Genomic DNA, 16,906 nt, shown 5'->3' on the forward strand with positions numbered 1-16,906 from the left:
TCCCGGTCATTGCCCAGGGGATGTGCGTGAGGGTTGGCGTGAAGCAGGTGGGATGTGAGTGAGGGTTCGCGCCAATCCCGGGGGATGTGAGAGAGGGTCAGAAGTCGCGGCGGTTGGCCAGGACCGGGAGCTTCTGGCGGGCGTCGTCCACCACAGCCCGGTCGAGGTCTGCGAAGATCAACCCCGGCTCACCTTCGAGGCCCTCCAGGACCTGCCCGAAGGGGGAGACGACGGCGGAGTACCCGACTCCCGTGGGCGCCGCGCCCTTCGCTTCAATGCCTTGGGTTGCCGGATCGCCTTGGCCGCACGCCAGAACGAACGTGGTGGTGTCCACTGCGCGTGCCCGGGCCAGAAGTTGCCACTGGTCGGCCTTCCCGGGACCGGCTCCCCAGGACGCCGACACAATGTTTACCAGGGCACCGCGTTGCGCATTGGCAGTGAAGAGGGCAGGGAAGCGGATGTCGTAGCAGGTGGCCAAACCAAAGGTGAGGCCGCCGGCGTCGAACGTTACGGGATCTGTGCCGGCCTCAACGGTGTCCGACTCCGCAAAGCCAAAAGCGTCGAAAAGATGGACCTTGTCGTAACTGGCGTCCACGCCGGGGCCGGTGGCCAGAAGGGTGTTGCGTACACGGGGTGCTCCGGCCTCCGTAGCAGCGCCTGGTGTGAACATGCCCGCGACGATGACCAGCTGCAGTTCCTCCGCGATGGCGCGAACCTTGGCCGCCCACGGCCCATCCAGGGGTTCAGCAATGTCCAGCAATGAGTTTCCGAACGCGCGCATCATGGCTTCGGGGAAGACCACCAGCTCGGCGCCGCCGTCTTTGGCGCGCCGTGCATACTCCTCCAGGAGCCGCAGGTTGTCGGCCAGGTCCCGGCCGGAGATGACTTGGGCGAGTGCCACGCGCACGATAGAACCTCCAATTCTCTGCCTCCCAGTATGCCAACTAATGAAATCAGTGGGCAGTTCGTCGTCATATGGGCCGCCAAGGCTGCACATACCGGGCGTGGAACTAAACTTGCCTTCAATGGTTATGCCTATCTTTGACACAGAAGCCGCCGTAGATGCGTCGCGGCCCCGCCCCCTCGGACTGAGCGCACCCCAGCCCGCTCTTTCGGATGCGGAGAGAACGCGAAACCATGAATTGAACGTGGCCGTTTTTGCGCCGGACCTGGAGCGGGTGGAGATCGTGTTCCAAGCGCCGGGCGAATCGTGGCGTGCCCAGATCCTTCCCAACACGGAAAATGACGTGCATTTCGGCCTGGTTGGCGGGTTGCCTCCGGGAACCCGCTACGGCTTTCGGGCCGCGCCGTCCGAAGGCTTGCTTCCGATGACGGTTCCGGCGCTGGACCTCGACGACGACGACCGGCAGCCGCTGCTGCTGGACCCCTACGGGCGGGCCGTGGACCAACGTGGCGAGTTCCTGACGAGCGTCCACGTGGACACCGGCTTCGATTGGGGCAACGACCAGCCGCCGCGTACCCCGATGCGGACGTCCGTCATTTACGAGGCCCACGTCCGGGGCCAGACAATGCTTCACCCGGAAATTCCCGAGCACCTGCGCGGCACCTACGCCGGCATGGCGCATCCTGTGATGATCCAGCACCTCACCGAGCTCGGCATTACGGCCGTGCAGCTGCTTCCCATCCACTTCCACCTGGATGAGTCGCACCTCCAGGACCTCGGCATGACCAACTACTGGGGCTACAACACCGCGGCCTTCTTCGCTCCGCACGCCGACTACGCCACGGAAGCTGCACGCAATGCAGGTCCGCATGCCGTGCAGGACGAACTCAAGGGCATGGTGAAGCTGCTCCATGCGGCCGGGATCGAAGTCATCCTCGATGTCGTCTACAACCACACCGCTGAAGCCGGCCCCGACGGACCGGTCCTGAGCTTCCGGGGTCTGGGGGAGAAGCGCTACTACCGCCATGATGCCCATGGCCGCTACCTGGACACCACGGGGTGCGGCAACACCCTGGATTTCAGCGAACCCGTGGTGGTGGACCTTGCGCTCGATTCCCTGCGCTACTGGGTCAACGAGTTCCATGTGGATGGTTTCCGCTTCGACCTCGCCGTGACTTTGTGCCGCGACGCCGGAAACACCTTCGATCCCCGGCACCCCTTTCTGCAGGCCATTGCGGAGGACCCGGTTTTGTCGGAGGTCAAGCTGATCTCCGAGCCGTGGGACGTGGGCTACGGCGGCTGGCAGACGGGCCGTTTTCCGCAGGGTTGGTCTGATTGGAACGACCACTTCCGGGACGGTGTCCGCAGTTTCTGGCTTTCTGACCGTGCCGCCATGCAAGCCGGCGGCCAGGGCGGTTCGGTGGCGTCGTTGGCCGAGCTGATGGCGGGGTCCGCAAACCTCTTTGGGTCCTCGGGCCGCACTCGCCTGGCGTCAGTGAACTTCATTACGGCCCACGATGGCTTCACCCTCAAGGACCTGGTCAGCTACGACCGCAAGCACAATGAGGCCAACGGCGAGCAAAACCGCGATGGCCACGGAGACAACCGCAGCTACAACCACGGGGTGGAAGGCCGTAGTGAGAACGAGGCCATCGTTGCGGCGCGGGCCTTGTCCATCAGGAACCTGATGGCCACGTTGCTGATCTCCATCGGTGTTCCCATGATCACTGCCGGTGATGAACTGGGTCGCACCCAGCAGGGCAACAACAACGCCTACTGCCAGGACAACCCCACGGCATGGCTGGATTGGAGCCGGACCCAGGAAGCCAACGCCATGTTCCGGACCACACGGGAGCTGGTGCGCTTGCGCCGCTGGTTCCTGCGGCACCAGCCGGAGAGCTTCCCCGGCCAGGCCAACAGCTCCAGCCTTCAGTGGTTCGATGACAAGGGTCAGCGGATGACGCCGGCACGCTGGAACGATCCCGGTGTTCGTGCCGTCCAGCTGCTGATGGGCCATGAGGACAGCGAAATCCGCGGGCTGATTGTGGTCAACGGCAACAACCACGACGTGAAGATGGTGCTTCCGGAGATCCTGAGTGAGTCGGGCATCGGCAAGCGCATGTTCGAACTGCGCTTCACCACCTCGGTGCTGCATGACCGCCGGAAGGGCGCGTTGGTGGCCAGCGGCGAGCGGGATATCCTGCAAGCCAACACCATCAACATCTACCGCACCTAGGTACCAAGCACAGGGAGTTCTCCGCATGAACCGCAGCCGCAGCAAACTGGTGGCTTTCGCGGGACTGGTGATCGCCGTCGTCGTGCTGGTGGTTGCCATGGTGGGCGGAGGCGCGCTGACGGCACCGTCACCGGCGCCAAGCGTCCAAACCACGACGCCGACACCTGGCCCTGTGCCCACGTCAACGGCCGCCGTGCCTGGGAAGACCACGGCCCCGCAGGCTGTGGAGAACCCCTCCGGCCTGCCCTCCATCAACGCCTCGCAACTGCCGAAGGAAGCCCGCCAAACTCTGGCATTGATCGCCAAAGGGGGCCCGTATCCTTACGACCGTGACGGCGTGAACTTCGGCAATTTCGAGGGCCTGCTGCCCAAGAAGCCTGGGGGTTTCTACAAGGAGTACACCGTGCCCACCCCGGGGGAATCGGATCGCGGAGCGCGGCGGATCATCGTGGGTAAGGACGCCGCGAAGTACTACACGCCGGACCATTACGAGTCGTTCGCGTTCATCGTCGAGGACAAGTAGCCGAGGACACATAGAGGAGCCCATGAAGATCTACTCAGCAGACACCTGGACCGTGGAGGAACTGCAGGAGCAGCTTTCCGACGCCGGCCGCAGGACAGTCCTTGTGCCACCGGCAACAACCAAGCAGGCAGTCCTGGAGGTCTTTGGCCAGGTCCTGGACTTCCCCGAGTACTACGGCGTGAACCTGGATGCCCTGAACGATTCCCTCCACGACTACGCCGATGCCTTGTCAGAGGACGACGGCAGCCCCGTCACCATGATCTGGCAGGTCCCCGCCGCCTACCGCACGGACCGTTCCTTCGGCGTCGTGTGCGAAATCCTGCAGGACGCAGAGCGCTACGCAGGCCGTGACCTGGCGATCATCGCAGTTTTCGAGCACTAAAACGTCAGTGACCCGCTTTTACGTTGTTGGGCAACAACGTAAAAGCGGGTCACCGACGTGATTGGGGCTAGGCGTTCGCGATCAACCCAAGTTCAGCTTTGGACGCCAGCGCCGAGTGCTTCGGGAACACCCGGACGGTGTAGCCGAAGGAGCCCGAGCGGTTGATGACCAGCGAGCCGTTGAACAGGTGCCGCCCGTTTCCGAGGTCCTCCACCGGGTCCAGCTCCGCCACGACGATGTCTTCGAGTTCGTCGGATTCCTCCGCACGCCCGAAGGCCACTTCCACGGAGACGTCGTCGGGAGTCAGGTTGTTCAGCGCGACGTAGGCGTTGACCTGGAGGCTGTCGCCTACCTGGGGCTCCTCGGACACACCAACGGAGTCAACGTGTTCCACCACAACCTGCGGCCACGCCTCGCGGACCTTGGACGTCCACGCTGCGAGTTCCTTGGCTTCCTTGAAGGACTCGGCAACAGCCCTGCGGCCTGACACCGCGGCCGGGCAGTAGAGGTTGTTCACGTAGTCGTGGAGCATCCGTTCAGCCGAAACGGCAGGACCGAGGTGGGCGAGAGTGTGCTTGATCATGGAGACCCAGTGGGTCGGCACGGTCTCGTGGCTGGACTCGGACGGTCCTGCGGCTCCGGCGCCCTGGGCAACCGTGGTGCCGTAGAAGCGGGGTGCCACCTGGGTTTCAAGCAGCTCATAGAGCGCCGCGGCCTCGATGTCATCCCGTTCGTCGGCGGATGCGCCGTTGTTGGCCGTCGGGATGGCCCAGCCGTTCTCGCCGTCGTACATCTCATCCCACCAGCCGTCCAGGACGGAAAGGTTGAGCGAGCCGTTGATCGCGGCCTTCATGCCGGACGTGCCGCAGGCTTCCAGGGGACGCAGCGGGTTGTTGAGCCATACGTCGCAGCCCGGGAACAGCGTCCGTGCCATGGCGATGTCGTAGTTCGGCAGGAACACGATCCTGTGCCGGACGTCGGGGTCGTCGGTGAAACGGACCAGGTCCTGGATCATCTTCTTGCCGGCGTCATCTGCCGGGTGCGACTTACCGGCGATGACCAGCTGGATGGGGTGCTTGGGGTCGAGCAGCAAGGCCTTCAAGCGCGCAGGGTCGCGCAGCATGAGCGTCAGCCGCTTGTACGTTGGCACGCGGCGGGCGAAACCGATGGTGAGCACATCCGGGTCCAGTACCTTCTCGGTCCAGCCCAGCTCGGCATCGGCGGCGCCTCGCTTCTTCCAGGATGCCCGGAGCCGGCGTCGGACGTCTTCGATGAGCTGCGTGCGGAGTTCACGGCGGAGCCCCCACACGTCCTCGTCGCTGACGTTGTAGGCCAGGTCCCAGCGTCCCAACGCTTCGGCTTCGGCACCGAACTGGTGGCGTGCCAGGGAGGAAATCCGGGGGTCCACCCAGGTGGGCACGTGGACGCCGTTGGTAACGGAGGTGATCGGGATTTCGGAATGGTCGAACCCTGGCCAGAGGCCGGAGAACATTTCGCGCGAGACCACGCCGTGCAGCTTGGCCACACCGTTGGCGCGTTGCGCCAGGCGCAGGCCCATCACGGCCATGTTGAAGACCGAGGGGTTGCCGCCGTCGTAGTTTTCGCGGCCGAGCTCCAGGATCCGTTCCGTGGGCACCGCCGGTGCCAGTCCGGCGTCGAAGAAGTGCTTGATCTGCAGCGCCTCGAAACGGTCGATGCCGGCAGGTACGGGCGTGTGTGTCGTGAACACAGTGGACGCACGGCCAGCGGCGAGTGCTTCGTCCCAGCTGAGCGGGTTTTCGGCATCGGACATGGCTTCCTGAATGCGTTCAATCCCCAGGAACCCGGCGTGTCCCTCGTTGGTGTGGAAGACTTCCGGCGCAGGAGTGCCGGTCAGTTCCTGGTAGACGCGCAGGGCCTTGACGCCACCCATGCCCAGCAGGAGCTCCTGCTGCAGGCGGTGATCGCCGCCGCCGCCGTAGAGCCGGTCGGTGATTCCGCGCGCGGCTTCGTCGTTCGAGGGGACGTTGGAGTCCAGCAGCAGCAGCGGAACGCGTCCGACGTCGGCACGCCACACGTGCGCGTGCAGCTCGCGGCCGTTGGGCAGCGGCAGGGAGATATGGACAGGCTTGCCTTGGCCGCCGTCCTTGGCCGGGTGGCGAAGCAGGGTCAGCGGGAGGCCGTCGGGATCCAGGACGGGGTAGGTTTCCTGCTGCCAGGCGTCGCGGGACAGGGACTGTTTGAAGTAGCCGGCCTGGTAGAGGAGCCCGACGCCGATCAGCGGCACACCGAGGTCCGAAGCGGCCTTGAGGTGGTCACCGGCAAGGATGCCCAGGCCGCCGGAGTACTGCGGCAGAACTTCCGTGATGCCGAATTCGGGGGAGAAGTAGGCAATGCACGCCGGAGCGTCCTGGCCGAGGCCCTGGTACCAGCGCGGTTCACTGAGGTAGCGGTCAAGGTCCGCAGCCGCAGCCTGCACGCGGTCCACTACTTCGCCGTTGTTGGCCAGGTCCTGCAGCTGTTCGCGGCTGATGGATCCGAGAAGGGCTATGGGGTCGTGCTGGGCGGCCTCCCACAGACCGGGGTTGATGCTCTCAAAGAGTTCCCGGGTTGGCCGGTGCCAGGACCAGCGCAAGTTGGTCGCCAATCGGGCCAGCGGCCGGATGGGCTCGGGGAGGACGGTACGGACTGTAAACCTTCGAATTGCCTTCACGAGCGCCACACTAACCGACTCACATGGCAGTCGGAACAGGATCGGGTTTCTTTTAGGTAAATGTCATCTTGCGTCGAGTAGAAACCTCGTTTGCTTAGCATTCTGTGATTTTTCTCGCTAACGTCATGTTTGTGACGAAAACTGCGCGAACCACCACCGCTCTGAAATCCAAGACGACAACGGACATCACCGACGGACTTCGCTTCGGCCGGTTTCCCATCACGGCCGTGCAGCCGGTGGTGGAGGGTGGCCGTTTCCCGGCGAAGGCGTTGCCTGGCGAGGACCTCGTGGTTGGCGCCACGGTCTTCCGTGAAGGGCACGACCAGCTGGGCGTAACCGCCGTGCTGCTCGATCCCAGAGGCAAGGAGCGACAGCGCGTGCGGCTGGCCCCGGCCCAGGGCGAGCAGTGGAAGGGCCTTGACCGCTGGGAGGGCCTGATCACCCCCAGCGGCACAGGTGCGTGGTCGTTCGTCATCGAGGCCTGGCACGACCGCTATGGCACGTGGCACCACAACGCCGAAGTGAAGGTCGCCGCCGGCATCGACGTCGAATTGATGCTCGCCGAGGGTGCGGCCCTTCTGTCCGGAGCAGCCGACGACGCCGGACGTACCGGCGCTGAAAAGCGCACCCTGCGTGCCGCTTCAGTCGCTCTCGCCGACACCACCAAATCCGCCGAGGAGCGCCTTGGCGCCGGTTTCAGCCCCGCGGTGCTTGCCGCCGTCGAGCGTCTGCCCATCCGTGAACTGGTGACCGTTTCCGAACAATTCCCGCTGCAGGTGGAACGGGACCTGGCCGGCCGCGGCTCCTGGTACGAGTTCTTCCCGCGGTCCGAAGGCGCCGTGCTGGACCACTCCACGGGTGTGTGGACCTCCGGCAACTTCCGCACCGCGGCCAGGAGGCTTGACGCCGTGGCAGAGATGGGCTTTGACATCATCTATCTGCCGCCCATCCATCCGATTGGCTTCCAGCACCGCAAGGGGCGCAACAACACGCTGACTCCAGGGCCCCAGGATCCGGGCTCGCCGTGGGCCATCGGTTCCAAGGACGGCGGCCACGATGCCATCCACCCTGAGCTGGGAACGTTCGAGGATTTTGACGCTTTTGTGGCAAGGGCCAACGAGCTCGGCCTCGAAGTGGCCCTGGACCTGGCATTGCAGGCAGCTCCGGACCACCCCTGGGTCACGTCCAACCCCGAATGGTTCACCACGCGCGTGGACGGTTCGATCGCCTACGCCGAAAATCCTCCGAAGAAGTACCAGGACATCTACCCCCTGAACTTCGACAACGATCCCGTGGGCCTGTCCAAGGAAATCCTGCGCATCGTGCAGTTGTGGATCAGCCACGGCGTCAAGGTCTTCCGTGTGGACAACCCGCACACCAAGCCCGTGTGGTTCTGGGAATGGCTGATCGGGAAGATCAACAAGAAGAACCCCGAGGTGGTATTCCTGGCGGAGGCCTTCACACGCCCGCCCATGATGCACGCCCTGGGCCGGGCCGGCTTCCAGCAGTCGTACTCCTACTTCACCTGGCGCAACACCAAGACTGAACTGGAAGAGTACTTCTACGAAGTCAGCCACGTCAGCCCGGCATATTTCCGGCCGAACTTCTTCGTGAACACCCCGGACATCCTCACCGAGTACCTGCAGTACGGTGGCCCGGCGGCCTTCAAGATCCGCGCCGTCCTTGCCGCGACAGCCAGCCCGCTCTGGGGTGTCTATGCCGGCTACGAGTTGTACGAGCACGTGGCACGGCCGGGCGCCGAGGAGTACATCGACAACGAGAAGTACGAATACAAGGCGCGGGACTGGGAAGGCGCGGCCGGGTCCGGGCGCACCCTGGCCCCGTACATCACCAGGCTCAACACCATCCGCAAGGACCACCTGGCGCTGGGCGACCTGCAGAACCTGACCATCCACCGCAGCACCGATGACGCCACGATCGTCTACTCGAAGCACAAGACGCTGCCCGACGGCACCAAGGACACCTTGATCATCGTGGTCAACGTGGATCCGCACAGCACCCGTGAAAGCACGGTCTCGCTGGACCTGGCAGCCTTGGCGCTGGACCCGGCCGACCTCAACGAGGACGGACAGTTCCGCGTGGATGACCTGATCAGCGGACAGAGCTGGTGGTGGGGGGAACACAATTACGTCCGACTGGATGCACACGTTGAGCCGGCACACGTCCTGAGCATCCGGAGGCAGCCTTAGTGAGTTTTTCCCCGCAGAATCCCAGCCAGTACTTCACTCCGAAGAACACCTTCGAGCTGAATGCCCCAGGTCTCCAGCATGATCCGCTCTGGTACCGCAAGGCAGTCTTCTATGAAGTGCTGGTGCGGGCTTTTGCGGACGCCAACGGGGATGGTTCCGGCGATTTCCAGGGATTGATCGACAAACTGGATTACCTCCAGTGGCTGGGCGTTGATTGTCTCTGGCTGCCGCCGTTCTTCCATTCCCCGTTGCGCGACGGCGGCTATGACATCGCCGACTATACGTCCGTCCTTGACGAATTCGGCACCATCAGCGACTTCAAACGCCTGGTTGCCGAGGCCCACGCCCGGGGTGTGCGGGTCATCATCGACCTTCCCTTGAACCACACTTCGGACCAGCACCCGTGGTTCCAGGAATCCCGGAAGGACCCCACGGGACCCTACGGCGATTTCTATGTATGGAGCGATACTGACGAGAAATACCAGGACGCCCGCATCATCTTCGTGGACACCGAAGAATCCAACTGGACGTTCGATCCCATCCGGCGGCAGTTCTTCTGGCACCGGTTCTTCAGCCACCAGCCGGACCTGAACTTCGAGAATCCCAAAGTCATCGAGGCGCTGTACGACGTCATCCGCTTTTGGCTGGACCAAGGAATCGATGGTTTCCGCGCTGACGCCATTCCCTACCTTTTCGAGGAGGAAGGGACCAACTGCGAGAACCTGCCGGCGACGCACACGTTCCTGCAGGACCTCCGCCGCATGGTGGACGCCAACTATCCCGGCAGGGTGATCATCGCGGAGGCAAACCAGCCGCCGCATGAAGTGGTGGAGTACTTCGGCACTGACGAAGCCCCCGAATGCCATATGGCCTTCCACTTCCCGATCATGCCCAGGTTGTACTACGCCCTCAGGGACCAAAAAGCCGCACCCATCATTGAGACGCTGCGTGATACCCCCGAGATCCCGCGCGGCGCACAATGGGGAACATTCCTGAGGAACCACGACGAACTGACGCTCGAGATGGTTCCCGCGGAGGAACGCGCGGCGATGCTCGGTTGGTATGCCCCGGACCCACGCATGAGGGCGAACATCGGCATCCGCCGTCGTTTGGCTCCGCTCCTGGACAACTCCCGGGCAGAGATCGAACTCATCAATGCCCTGTTGCTGTCCCTGCCCGGCAGTCCCTTCCTCTACTACGGGGACGAGATCGGCATGGGCGACAACATCTGGCTCGATGACCGCGATGCCGTCCGCACGCCCATGCAGTGGAATCCCGACCGCAATGCGGGCTTCTCCTCGGCGGACCCGGGCAAGCTCTACCTGCCGGTGATCCAGTCGTTGGTTTACAACTACAGCATGGCCAATGTCGAGGCCGAAGCCGCTCATTCCGGTTCCCTCCTGCGGTGGACCCGGCAGATCCTCAGCGTCCGCAAGAACCATCCAGTGTTTGGCCTGGGCGGCTTCCGCCACATCGAAGCTGATCATGAGGTGGTGCTGGCCTACGTCCGGGAGCTGCCGGCGGGAAATCCGGAAGGGGCGGACGCGGAAACCATTCTGTGCGTCTTTAACCTTTCCCAGCACCCGGTGGCGGCAACGCTGGATGTTCCCGAGTTCGCGGGCCGCGGCCTGCGCGATATTTTCGGCGGCCAGCCTTTCCCGGCCGTCGGCGACAACGGTCATCTGACCGTGATGCTGGGCAGCCACAGTTTTTACTGGCTGCGGCTCCGCTCGGCATTTTCCAATCCCTCGTCGCCTTTTACCCAGGCGATTCCAGTGGTGACCTCCAAAGGATGAGATGAACAAGGAAAACTTGAACCCCTCCGTTGAAGGACTTCTTCGGGCATGGCTTCCCGGCAAACGTTGGTTCCCGGTCAAGAGCCCCGACTTTGCACTGGAGCAAGTGGGCAGCTTCCGGCTTCCAAGCGGCGGCGACGCCGTGTTGGAAGTCCTGCTGTTGGCCGTCACCCACAGGACGGCCGACGGCGGTCCGCGGACCGACGTCGTGCAGGTACCGCTGAGCTTCCACAGCCAGCCGCTGGTTGACGCGCCGACGGCCCTCCTGGGTGAGATCACGGATCCTGGCCTTCGCCTGGTGTACGACGCCGTCTACGATCCCGGATTTATTTCGGCCTGGCTGCAGCTGATGAGCAGCGAAGGAGCAGTGGCTTCGGTCCAGGGCCACCTCACCCATGGTCGCGTTCCGCTCCCGGGGACTCCGGTATCGGTGCGGGTCCTGTCCGGTGAGCAGTCCAACACGTCCGTCATTATCGACGACGGCGAGTCGGCCGCGATCGTGAAAATCTTCCGCGTCCTCTCGGCAGGCAAGAACCCGGAAGTGGAGCTGGGCGCCGCCCTGACAGCCGCTGACACCCGCGAGGTTCCCGCGACGTTGGGGTGGATCACGGGCTCGTGGCATGAGCCGGCGTCGAAAACCAATGCTGGGGAGTCCATTGCGGAGTCATCCGGCGAGCTGACGGTTGCGCACGAATTCCTGAGCGGTGGCCTGGACGCTTGGCGCCTGGCTGTTGACTCGGCAGCGGCCGGCCAGGATTTCACGGACGAAGCCCGTGGACTGGGAAAGGCCACGGCTACAGTCCACGCCAGGCTGGCGGAAACCTTTGGCACCCACGACGGCCAGGAGCAGGGCTCCGACATCATCGCAACCCTTGCCCGGCGCGTCCGGCAGTCGTGGGCTGAGGCGTCAACCGCCGTCGGGCCTTATGACGGAAGTCTTGAAGAGCTGCTGTCGGCGCTCGATCCGCAGTCCGTGGGCCAGTTGCAGCGCATCCATGGCGACCTCCACCTGGGCCAGATCCTGCAGGTTCCCGGCGCAGCGGGGGAGCCTGGACGCTGGGCCATCCTGGACTTCGAAGGTGAGCCGCTCCGGACGATCGATGAGCGCAACAACCCCGACCTTCCCTTGCGGGACGTCACCGGCATGTTGCGCTCGTTCGACTACGCAGCCGGGGCAGCCATCCGGGAAAACCCCGAGGCGAAGGTGCCGGAAAACTGGGTGGATGACTGCGCCGCAGCCTTCATCGAGGGGTACAGCGACGTCACCCCTGGAACCATTGACCGCCAGTCGCCGCTCTTTGTGGCATTGTGGCTGGACAAGGCCTTATACGAGGTGGTGTACGAGCTGCGTAACCGGCCCGACTGGTTGTCGATACCGGTCCACGCATCGCGACAAATCCTCGACAATACAAGCCGCGGCAAGCATGCGGCAGCAACAGCGGAAGGTAATGACATGACTGGCTCAGCACGTACCGAACGGCCCCGAGTTCCCCTGCACGTGGACTCCGAGACCTTGGAACGCGTGGCGGCCGGCGCTTACCACGCGCCGCATTCGGTCCTTGGTGCCCACCTCGATGACCACGGCCATGTGACCATCAGGACGGTGAAGCATCTGGCCAAAACCGTCACCGTAGTGACCGAGGCCGGCCGTACCCCCATGGAGCACGAATCCCACGGCGTGTGGACAGCGGTCCTCGAACCGCTTCAGGCCGGCCACGTGCCGGACTACCGTTTGGAAGTGGTGTACGACGTCGAACCCGTCACCATCGATGACCCGTACCACTACCTGCCTACCGTGGGTGAGGTGGACCTGCACCTGATCGGTGAAGGCCGCCACGAACGGCTCTGGGATGTTTTGGGGGCGCACGTCCAGCACTACCGTTCCTCGCTGAGCGCCGTGGACGGTGTTTCCTTCGCCGTCTGGGCTCCGAATGCCCAGGCTGTCCGCGTCAAGGGTGACTTCAACGGCTGGGATGGCCGTTCGCACGGCATGCGGTCCTTGGGCTCCTCCGGGGTGTGGGAACTCTTCATCCCGGGCGTTGTAGCAGGGGCGTGCTACAAATACGAGATCCTCACCAAGTCCGGCCACTGGATCGAAAAGGCCGACCCGCTGGCTTTCGGAACCGAAGTTCCTCCGCTGACGGCATCGCGCGTAGTGGACCCCAGCTACCGCTTCAAAGACGCGGAGTGGATGGCCGCCCGGGCCAAGAAGGACCCGCACAACTCGCCCATGAGCGTCTACGAAGTCCACCTTGGCTCCTGGCGCCTGGGCCTTGGCTACAAGGAACTCGCCAAGGAGCTCGTGGAGTACGTGAAGTGGCTCGGCTTCACCCACGTTGAATTCATGCCCGTTGCCGAGCACCCCTTCGGCGGCTCCTGGGGTTACCAGGTGACGTCCTACTTCGCGCCGACGTCACGCTTCGGGCACCCGGACGAGTTCCGGTTCCTGGTGGACTCGCTCCACCAGGCCGGCATCGGTGTCCTGCTCGACTGGGTTCCTGCGCATTTCCCCAAGGACTCGTGGGCGCTGGCGCAGTTCGACGGCCAACCACTCTACGAGCACTCAGACCCCGCATTGGGGGAGCACCCTGACTGGGGAACCCTGATCTTCGACTTCGGCCGCAGTGAGGTCCGCAACTTCCTGGTGGCCAACGCGCTGTACTGGCTCGAGGAGTTCCACGTCGACGGCCTGCGCGTGGACGCTGTGGCCTCGATGATCTACCTGGACTACTCCCGTGAAGAAGGCCAGTGGCGTCCGAACAAGTTCGGCGGCAGGGAAAACCTCGAGGCGATCTCCTTCATGCAGGAAGTCAATGCCACGGTCTATAAAACCCACCCGGGCGCGATCGTCATCGCTGAGGAGTCCACTGCGTTCCCAGGTGTTACGGCACCCACCAACCATGGCGGATTGGGCTTCGGGCTGAAATGGAACATGGGCTGGATGCATGACTCCCTCAAGTACATTTCCGAGGACCCCATCAACCGCAAGTGGCACCACGGCACCGTCACCTTCTCCCTGGTGTACGCGTTCACGGAGAACTTCCTGCTGCCCATCAGCCACGACGAGGTTGTCCACGGCAAGGGTTCCATGCTGCGCAAGATGCCGGGCGACCGTTGGCAGCAGCTGGCCAACCTCCGCGCCTTCTTCGCCTACCAGTGGTCGCACCCGGGCAAGCAGCTGATCTTCATGGGCAGCGAATTCGGCCAGGAAGCTGAGTGGTCCGAGCAATACGGACTGGACTGGTTCCTCGCGGACATTCCGGCGCACCGCGGCCTGCAGCTCTTGGTGAAGGACCTCAACGAGGTCTATTCGTCCACGCCGGCCCTCTACGAGAAGGACAACGAGGCCAGTGGTTTCCAGTGGATCAACGGCGGGGACGCCGACCACAACGTCCTCACCTTCATCCGCCGGGGCAACAACGGCAAGCCCCTGGTGTGTGCGGTGAACTTCTCCGGCGGTCCGCACCACGACTACATCCTGGGTGTTCCTTCAGCAGGGGAGTGGACGGAAGTGCTGAACACGGATGCCGAATCCTATGGAGGTTCCGGGGTAATCAACACCGGCACCTTGAAGGCCACGACGCCGGGAACCGACGGGCAACCGGCCGCGCTGTCGGTCACCCTCCCGCCGCTCGGAGCCGCATGGTTCAGTCCGGCTGAGTAGCGGACGCCCGCTCACGTTCCCGGGGGTTTGGTGCGGATGCTCGCTCATGTTCCCGGGGTTTGGTGCGGATGCTCGCTCATGTTCCCGGGGTTTGGTGCGGATGCTCGCTCATGTTCCCGGGGTTTGGTGCGGATGCTCGCTCACGTAACGGCCGCTTTCACGCGACGCTCCTTCACTGCGGTGGAGGAGCGTTGCTGGTTAGGTGCCAGTGAAGCGTTCGACGGCGGACCCCGGCTGCGGCGTTTGGGTTCCGAACGGCGCCGGAAGCCAGGACCACACACTGCCGGGTTACCTGCCCGGTTCGGCGGGCACATGCCCGCCGAACCGGGGCTTTGCCAACCCGGCAGAGTGTGTGTATAGTTAATACCCGCGCTGCTCCCCAGTGGAGGGCGGTGATGCTGACAAGAACCCGCAAGGAAAATCAAGTCCAGCTCACCGATTTGACCCGGAGGCAGGCAGCGTGTAAGTTTGAAAAGTTGCTTCGGAGCGATCCAGTGGCCCTGTGGGGTTGGTGGTGGTGCCGGTAGTGTCTGTTGTTTGAGAACTCAATAGTGTGCCAAGTTTGTTGATACCGATTGTTTTTTGATTGGTTGAAATTTATGCCAGTACTGTCGCGCACCCCCGTGTGTGGTGGTCTGGTTTTCAGCTGGTTTCGAATTTTGTGCAGCCGCGTTCTTGCCGTTATTTCCGGTGGGTGTGGTTGTGTCTGTTTGATTTGTTTTACTTCAACGGAGAGTTTGATCCTGGCTCAGGATGAACGCTGGCGGCGTGCTTAACACATGCAAGTCGAACGATGATCCCAGCTTGCTGGGGGATTAGTGGCGAACGGGTGAGTAACACGTGAGTAACCTGCCCTTGACTCTGGGATAAGCCTGGGAAACTGGGTCTAATACCGGATATGACTCCTCATCGCATGGTGGGGGGTGGAAAGCTTTTGTGGTTTTGGATGGACTCGCGGCCTATCAGCTTGTTGGTGGGGTAATGGCCTACCAAGGCGACGACGGGTAGCCGGCCTGAGAGGGTGACCGGCCACACTGGGACTGAGACACGGCCCAGACTCCTACGGGAGGCAGCAGTGGGGAATATTGCACAATGGGCGAAAGCCTGATGCAGCGACGCCGCGTGAGGGATGACGGCCTTCGGGTTGTAAACCTCTTTCAGTAGGGAAGAAGCGTAAGTGACGGTACCTGCAGAAGAAGCGCCGGCTAACTACGTGCCAGCAGCCGCGGTAATACGTAGGGCGCAAGCGTTATCCGGAATTATTGGGCGTAAAGAGCTCGTAGGCGGTTTGTCGCGTCTGCTGTGAAAGACCGGGGCTCAACTCCGGTTCTGCAGTGGGTACGGGCAGACTAGAGTGCAGTAGGGGAGACTGGAATTCCTGGTGTAGCGGTGAAATGCGCAGATATCAGGAGGAACACCGATGGCGAAGGCAGGTCTCTGGGCTGTAACTGACGCTGAGGAGCGAAAGCATGGGGAGCGAACAGGATTAGATACCCTGGTAGTCCATGCCGTAAACGTTGGGCACTAGGTGTGGGGGACATTCCACGTTTTCCGCGCCGTAGCTAACGCATTAAGTGCCCCGCCTGGGGAGTACGGCCGCAAGGCTAAAACTCAAAGGAATTGACGGGGGCCCGCACAAGCGGCGGAGCATGCGGATTAATTCGATGCAACGCGAAGAACCTTACCAAGGCTTGACATGAACCGGTAATACCTGGAAACAGGTGCCCCGCTTGCGGTCGGTTTACAGGTGGTGCATGGTTGTCGTCAGCTCGTGTCGTGAGATGTTGGGTTAAGTCCCGCAACGAGCGCAACCCTCGTTCTATGTTGCCAGCGGTTCGGCCGGGGACTCATAGGAGACTGCCGGGGTCAACTCGGAGGAAGGTGGGGACGACGTCAAATCATCATGCCCCTTATGTCTTGGGCTTCACGCATGCTACAATGGCCGGTACAAAGGGTTGCGATACTGTGAGGTGGAGCTAATCCCAAAAAGCCGGTCTCAGTTCGGATTGGGGTCTGCAACTCGACCCCATGAAGTCGGAGTCGCTAGTAATCGCAGATCAGCAACGCTGCGGTGAATACGTTCCCGGGCCTTGTACACACCGCCCGTCAAGTCACGAAAGTTGGTAACACCCGAAGCCGGTGGCCTAACCCTTGTGGGGGGAGCCGTCGAAGGTGGGACCGGCGATTGGGACTAAGTCGTAACAAGGTAGCCGTACCGGAAGGTGCGGCTGGATCACCTCCTTTCTAAGGAGCTGCTTACAATCTGTTGTCCCTGCCTGCATGGGTGGGGGTGTGGTTGTCAGTGTTGCCCATTGCGCAGGCGTTTGTTCTGCGGTGGGTGCTCATGGGTGGAATATCAACGAATCATTTTTTTGGCATGGCCTTTGCGGTGGTGTCCTGGTGCTAGTACGGCGGTCCTTCGGGGTTGTTGGGAACGTGTCCGGGGTGTTGGTTGTGGGGGTTGTGTTTGGCGCACTGTTGGGTCCTGAGGCAACAGGA

The 16,906-nt window shown here is 62.9% G+C and carries 8 protein-coding genes and 1 rRNA gene; 7 read left to right on the top strand and 2 right to left on the bottom strand.

Annotation, left to right across the window (positions count from 1 at the left end; all coding sequences use genetic code 11):
* Positions 1–97: 97 nt before the first annotated feature.
* On the bottom strand, positions 98–907 hold the full coding sequence (locus tag N5P29_RS04515; protein ID WP_262277468.1) for a carbon-nitrogen hydrolase family protein: 810 nt from the start codon (positions 905–907) through the stop codon (positions 98–100).
* A gap of 118 nt (positions 908–1,025) precedes the next feature.
* Between N5P29_RS04515 and glgX the strand changes: the two genes are divergently transcribed.
* Genes glgX through N5P29_RS04530 form a run of 3 tightly spaced genes read left to right on the top strand, consistent with a single transcriptional unit; the run spans position 1,026 to position 4,045 of the window.
* Complete coding sequence (gene glgX / locus N5P29_RS04520) at positions 1,026–3,140, top strand: glycogen debranching protein GlgX (RefSeq protein WP_262277469.1); 2,115 nt, start codon at positions 1,026–1,028, stop codon at positions 3,138–3,140.
* 25 nt (positions 3,141–3,165) lie between these two features.
* Entirely contained in the window at positions 3,166–3,663 is a 498-nt protein-coding gene (locus N5P29_RS04525; protein WP_262277470.1) for a guanyl-specific ribonuclease, read from the top strand.
* 22 nt (positions 3,664–3,685) lie between these two features.
* A complete protein-coding gene (locus tag N5P29_RS04530; protein WP_262277471.1) occupies positions 3,686–4,045 on the top strand; it encodes a barstar family protein in 360 nt (119 codons plus the stop codon).
* A 67-nt stretch (positions 4,046–4,112) separates the two neighbouring features.
* Here N5P29_RS04530 and glgP read toward each other — a convergent pair whose 3' ends face one another.
* Positions 4,113–6,737: an alpha-glucan family phosphorylase gene (gene glgP / locus N5P29_RS04535; protein WP_262277472.1), complete on the bottom strand. Its 2,625-nt coding sequence runs from the start codon at positions 6,735–6,737 to the stop codon at positions 4,113–4,115.
* A 125-nt stretch (positions 6,738–6,862) separates the two neighbouring features.
* Between glgP and N5P29_RS04540 the strand changes: the two genes are divergently transcribed.
* The 4 genes from N5P29_RS04540 (at position 6,863) to N5P29_RS04555 (ending at position 16,651) form a co-directional block, all read left to right on the top strand.
* A complete protein-coding gene (locus N5P29_RS04540; RefSeq protein ID WP_262277473.1) occupies positions 6,863–8,947 on the top strand; it encodes an alpha-1,4-glucan--maltose-1-phosphate maltosyltransferase in 2,085 nt (694 codons plus the stop codon).
* Positions 8,947–10,743 carry a maltose alpha-D-glucosyltransferase gene (gene treS, locus N5P29_RS04545; protein ID WP_262277474.1) on the top strand — a complete coding sequence of 599 codons (1,797 nt, stop codon included), beginning with the start codon at positions 8,947–8,949 and terminating at the stop codon, positions 10,741–10,743. The genes N5P29_RS04540 and treS overlap by 1 nt, the downstream gene beginning before the upstream one ends.
* 1 nt (position 10,744) lies before the next feature.
* A complete protein-coding gene (locus N5P29_RS04550) occupies positions 10,745–14,407 on the top strand; it encodes a 1,4-alpha-glucan branching enzyme (RefSeq protein WP_262277475.1) in 3,663 nt (1,220 codons plus the stop codon).
* 725 nt (positions 14,408–15,132) lie between these two features.
* Positions 15,133–16,651 (top strand): 16S ribosomal RNA (locus tag N5P29_RS04555).
* Positions 16,652–16,906: the final 255 nt, after the last annotated feature.

Source organism: Paenarthrobacter sp. JL.01a, assembly GCF_025452095.1.
Taxonomy (GTDB): Bacteria; Actinomycetota; Actinomycetes; order Actinomycetales; family Micrococcaceae; genus Arthrobacter.

Coding starts and splice junctions, on each gene's coding strand:
- glgX (WP_262277469.1), top strand. CDS start 1,026: ATGGTTATGCCTATCTTTGACACAGAAGCCGCCGTAGATGCGTCGCGG.
- N5P29_RS04525 (WP_262277470.1), top strand. CDS start 3,166: ATGAACCGCAGCCGCAGCAAACTGGTGGCTTTCGCGGGACTGGTGATC.
- N5P29_RS04530 (WP_262277471.1), top strand. CDS start 3,686: ATGAAGATCTACTCAGCAGACACCTGGACCGTGGAGGAACTGCAGGAG.
- N5P29_RS04540 (WP_262277473.1), top strand. CDS start 6,863: ATGTTTGTGACGAAAACTGCGCGAACCACCACCGCTCTGAAATCCAAG.
- N5P29_RS04550 (WP_262277475.1), top strand. CDS start 10,745: ATGAACAAGGAAAACTTGAACCCCTCCGTTGAAGGACTTCTTCGGGCA.